We start from the raw sequence: 4,662 nt of genomic DNA on the forward strand, positions 1-4,662 counted from the left end.
GCCCCCGCGCCTCAATCGCCGGCGGGCTCGACAAGCGCCTCAGGGGCGGGACGCCCGGGCGGCCGGTGCGGCGCCCACCGGCCAGGCCTGGTCGCCGCCCCCGGGGCCCGGCTCCGGCTCGAAGCCCGCTGTGGCGTCGGCGTTCTCGGGCCCCTCGGAACCCTCCCTGCCCCCGGAGGGCGGGGCGCCGGTGAGGAGGGCCAGGAGGCCGGCCACCTCCACGCCCGCCTCGGCCGGGTGCCGGAACATGGCTCCCGGCGAGATCTCGTAGCGGTTGCGCCGCCCGTCGCGGGCGCGCCGCAGGTAGCCGTCCGTCTCCAGGTCGGCCACGATCGCCTGGACCGTGCGCTCGGTGAGCGCGCAGACCAGGGCGACATCCCTCAGCCGCGCCGCCGGGTCCCGGGCGATGGTCACCAGGACGCGCGCGTGATTTGTGAGAAATGTCCAGTTCTGTCGACGTGTCATGCTCCCCATCTCGCCATGATGCGGCACAAGTTTCGCGCGGAACAAGACGCGAAAAGTATTTCCGGTATTTCTTGACGTGTGAGCGGATTCGGTCCAGAGTCGAGGGCAGTCAAGGTCCCGCGCCGCAAGCCGACCAGCCCAAGGAGCGAACCCCATGCAGGTCCCCGCCCACCACCCCCAGACCGCCGACCCCGCCGAGGCCCGTACCGCCGGACCCCTCCTCCCCGGCCCCCGCCACAGCGGCCGGGAAGCGGCCCGCGACGCCGGGCTGCCCCGGATCGACGAGCCCAGGGAGGTGGCCCCGGCGGACGCGCGGGAGCTGTCGAAGGTCTTCTTCGCCCGCCTCCGCGAACTCCCCGAAGGCACCGCCGAGCGGCAGTACGTCCGCAACACCCTGATCGAGATGAACGCCTCGCTCGTCCAGTACGCCGTCCGCCGCTTCCGCGGCCGCGCCGAAGGGGCCGCCGGCGACGTCGACGACCTCGTCCAGGTCGGCACCATCGGCCTCATCAAGGCCATCGACCGGTTCGACCCGGCCCGCGAGAACGAGTTCGCCACCCTCGCCATGCCGTACATCACAGGCGAGATCAAACGCCACTTCCGCGACACCGCCTGGGCCGTCCACGTCCCGCGCCGGCTCCAGGAGCTGCGCATCGACATAGCCAAGGCGAAGGAGGAGCTGACGATCCGGCTCGACCGCTCGCCCACGGTCCGCGACCTCGCCGCCTACCTCGACCTCACCGAGGAGCAGGTCATAGAGGGTCTGGTCGCCGCCAACGGGCACACCAGCGGCTCCCTCGACGCCCCGCACGCCGAGCACGGCGACGGCCCCGCCGAGGGCCACACCCTCGCCGAGGTCCTGGGCGAGGAGGAGCCGGCCCTGGAGCTCGTCGAGGACATCCAGACCCTGGCCCCGCTGCTGGAACGGCTCAGTGAGCGCGAGCGCACCATGCTCCGGATGCGCTTCGGCGAAGAGCTGACCCAGGCCCAGATGGGGGCCGCCCTCGGCATCTCCCAGATGCAGGTCTCCCGGCTCCTCTCCCGGCTCCTCGCCCACCTGCGCACCTCCATGCTGTCGGACCCCGACCCCCACCCCGAGCCGGGCCCCGGGCGGCCCGGCCGCTGACGCACCCCACCCCCTTCCCCGACGTGAGTTGGATCACTTCACCGTTTGCGCGGGTGAAGGACGGGCACGCGGGCCGCTGGAGCGGAACTGCGTGCTCCGGCCGCTGGGCCGGGAGCGCGGACCGTGCGGGCCGATCCCGCCCCGCTCCCCGGCCCGCGGCCTCCGGCGGCGGGCCGGACCCGGTACGACCCGCGAGGTGTATGTGTCCACGCTCCAGGCCGAGCACGTCTACAAGGTGTTCGCCAGACGGCCCGACCGCCAGGCCGCCGCGGTCCGCGCGCTCGAACGCGGCGCCGACCGCGACGAGCTGCGCGCCGACGGCACCACGGCGGCGGTGATCGACGCCTCGTTCCGCGTCGAGCCCGGCCAGATCTTCGTCGTCATGGGCCTGTCGGGCTCGGGCAAGTCCACCCTCCTGCGGATGCTCAACGGACTGCTGGAACCCACCTCCGGCCGCATCCTCTTCGACGGCGAGGACCTCACCGCGCTGACCCCGCGCGAGCTGCGCCGCGTACGCTCCACCCGCGTCTCCATGGTCTTCCAGCACTTCGCGCTCTTCCCGCACCGCGACGTCCTGGCCAACGCCGCCTACGGCCTGGAGGTCCAGGGCGTCCCCTGGGCCGAGCGCGAACGCCGCGGCGCCGAGGCGCTCGCGCTGTGCGGGCTCGGCGGCTGGGAGAACTCCTGGCCCGACGAGCTCTCCGGCGGCATGCAGCAGCGCGTCGGCCTCGCCCGCGCCCTGGCCACCGACGCGGACCTGCTCCTGATGGACGAGTCCTTCAGCGCCCTGGACCCGCTGATCCGCCGCGACATGCAGGACCAGCTCCTCGAACTCCAGCGCACCCTGCGCAAGACCATCGTCTTCATCACCCACGACCTCAACGAGGCCATGCGCATCGGCGACCGGGTCGCCGTCATGCGCGACGGCCGGATCGTCCAGCAGGGCACCCCCGAGGACATCCTCACCCGCCCCGCCGACGAGTACGTCGCCTCCTTCGTCCAGGACGTGGACCGCTCCCGCGTCCTGACCGCCGACGCCGTCATGGACGAGCCCGCCGAGGACGCCGAAGCCTGCGCCTGCCCCACCGTCAGCGCCGGCACACCGCTCGCCGACCTCTGCTCCGTCAGCGCCCGCGTCCCCCACCCGGTCGCCGTCACCGACGCGGACGGCACCGTCGTCGGATCCGTTCCCCAGGACCGGCTCGTCGCCTTCATCGGCGACGAACAGCGGCCCCCGATGGCCTGCGCGGAGGTGGCCGCCTGATGCCCCGCCTGCACCTCGGAGCCTGGGCCGACAGCACCGTCGACTTCCTCCAGCGCCACCTGTCCTGGCTCTTCGACACCGTCAGCATGCTGGTCGGGGGCCTCTACGACGGCGTGAACGCCGTGCTGTCCGCCCCCGCAAAAACTGATCTTCGCCGGCCTCCTCGCCCTCGCCGCCTGGTGGCTGCGCGGCCTCCTCGCGGGCCTGCTCGCCTTCGGGGCAAAAAGCCCTCGTGGACTCCGTGGCCCTGTGGGACGAGGCCATGTCCACCCTGGCCCTGGTCCTCGTCGCCACCCTCGTCACGCTGGCGTTCGCCCTCCCACTGGGCATCTGGGCCGCGCGCTCCGACCGCGTCAGCGCCGCCCTGAGGCCCGTACTGGACTTCATGCAGACCATGCCGGCCATGGTCTACCTCATCCCCGGCATCATCTTCTTCGGCGTCGGCGTGGTCCCCGGGATCATCGCCACCATCGTCTTCTCGCTGCCGCCGGGCGTACGCATGACCGAACTCGGCATCCGCCAGGTGGACACCGAACTGGTCGAGGCCGCCGAAGCCTTCGGCACCGCCCCGCGCGACACCCTCGTACGCGTCCAGCTGCCGCTGGCCCTGCCCACCATCATGGCGGGCGTCAACCAGGTCATCATGCTCGGCCTGTCCATGGTCGTCATCGCCGGCATGGTCGGCGGCGGCGGACTCGGCGGCGCCGTCTACCGGGCCATCGGCAGTGTCGACGTCGGCCTCGGCTTCGAAGCCGGCCTGTCCATCGTCGTCCTCGCCATGTACCTGGACCGGATGACCGGGGCCCTGGGCCGCCAGGTCTCCCCGGTCGGCCGCCGGGCACAGGCCCTGGCCCGGTCCGCCGCCGGCGGCACCGCCCGCCTGTGGAACCACCGCCCGCAGCCCGCGTACGCCGTCACCGCGGCCGTCGTCCTCGCCCTCGTCGCCGGCGGACTGAGCACCTTCGGCGGCTCCGGATCGCCGGCCGCCGCCACCGGCACCGAGAACACCGGCAAGGGCCGCAAGATCAGCATCGGCTACATCCCCTGGGACGAGGGCATCGCCTCCACCTTCCTGTGGAAGGAGCTGCTGGAACGGCGCGGCTTCGAGGTGGACGCCCGGCAGCTGGAACTCGGCGCGCTGTTCACCGGGCTCGCCGGCGGCCAGGTCGACCTCCAGACCGACGCCTGGCTGCCCGTCACCCAGGCGCAGTACTGGGAGAAGTACGGGAACGAGCTGGACGACCTCGGCTCCTGGTACGGGCCCACCTCCATCGAGCTCTCGGTCCCCTCCTACGTCAAGGACGTGCGCTCCCTGGAGGACCTCAAGGGCAAGGGCGCCCGGTTCAAGCGCCGGATCATCGGCATCGAGCCCAGCGCCGGAGCGATGTCCGTACTGAAGGAGAAGGTCCTCAAGGAGTACGGGCTCGAAGGCGAGTACCAGGTCGTCGACGGATCCACCCCCGGCATGCTCGCCGAGCTCAAGCGGGCCTACGAGAAGAAGGAACCCGTGGTGAGCGTCCTGTGGTCCCCGCACTGGGCGTACTCCACCTACGAGCTGACCAAACTGGCCGACCCCAAGGGCGTCTGGGGCGAGGGCGACGGCATCCACACCCTCGCCCGCAAGGGCTTCGCCGACGACGAGCCCGAGGTCGCCGCCTGGCTGCGCTCGTTCAAGCTGACCGAGGCCCAGCTCACCGGACTGGAGGCGAAGATCCAGGAGACGGGCAAGGGCAAGGAGCAGCAGGCGGTCCGCGCCTGGCTGGCCGACCACCCCGAGGTGGCCGCGCTCGCCTGACGGACCACGCGC

At 72.3% G+C, this 4,662-nt stretch carries 3 protein-coding genes and 1 pseudogene; 3 read left to right on the forward strand and 1 reads right to left on the reverse strand.

The window, feature by feature from the left end:
• Positions 1 to 39: 39 nt before the first annotated feature.
• A complete protein-coding gene (locus tag SSNG_RS44285) occupies positions 40 to 474 on the reverse strand; it encodes a winged helix DNA-binding protein (protein ID WP_241695163.1) in 435 nt (144 codons plus the stop codon).
• Positions 475 to 619: 145 nt separating this feature from the next.
• Between SSNG_RS44285 and SSNG_RS31555 the strand changes: the two genes are divergently transcribed.
• The 3 genes and pseudogenes from SSNG_RS31555 (at position 620) to SSNG_RS31565 (ending at position 4,650) form a co-directional block, all read left to right on the forward strand.
• Positions 620 to 1,591 carry a SigB/SigF/SigG family RNA polymerase sigma factor gene (locus SSNG_RS31555; protein ID WP_007268008.1) on the forward strand — a complete coding sequence of 324 codons (972 nt, stop codon included), beginning with the start codon at positions 620 to 622 and terminating at the stop codon, positions 1,589 to 1,591.
• A 202-nt stretch (positions 1,592 to 1,793) separates the two neighbouring features.
• Positions 1,794 to 2,855, forward strand: a complete 1,062-nt coding sequence (locus tag SSNG_RS31560) for a betaine/proline/choline family ABC transporter ATP-binding protein (RefSeq protein WP_007268009.1) — start codon at positions 1,794 to 1,796, stop codon at positions 2,853 to 2,855.
• Positions 2,855 to 4,650, forward strand: a pseudogene (locus SSNG_RS31565) (ABC transporter permease/substrate binding protein). The gene SSNG_RS31560 and the pseudogene SSNG_RS31565 overlap by 1 nt, the downstream one beginning before the upstream one ends.
• Positions 4,651 to 4,662: the final 12 nt, after the last annotated feature.

Origin of the sequence: Streptomyces sp. C (assembly GCF_000158895.1) — a bacterium.
Lineage (GTDB): Bacteria > Actinomycetota > Actinomycetes > Streptomycetales > Streptomycetaceae > Streptomyces > Streptomyces racemochromogenes.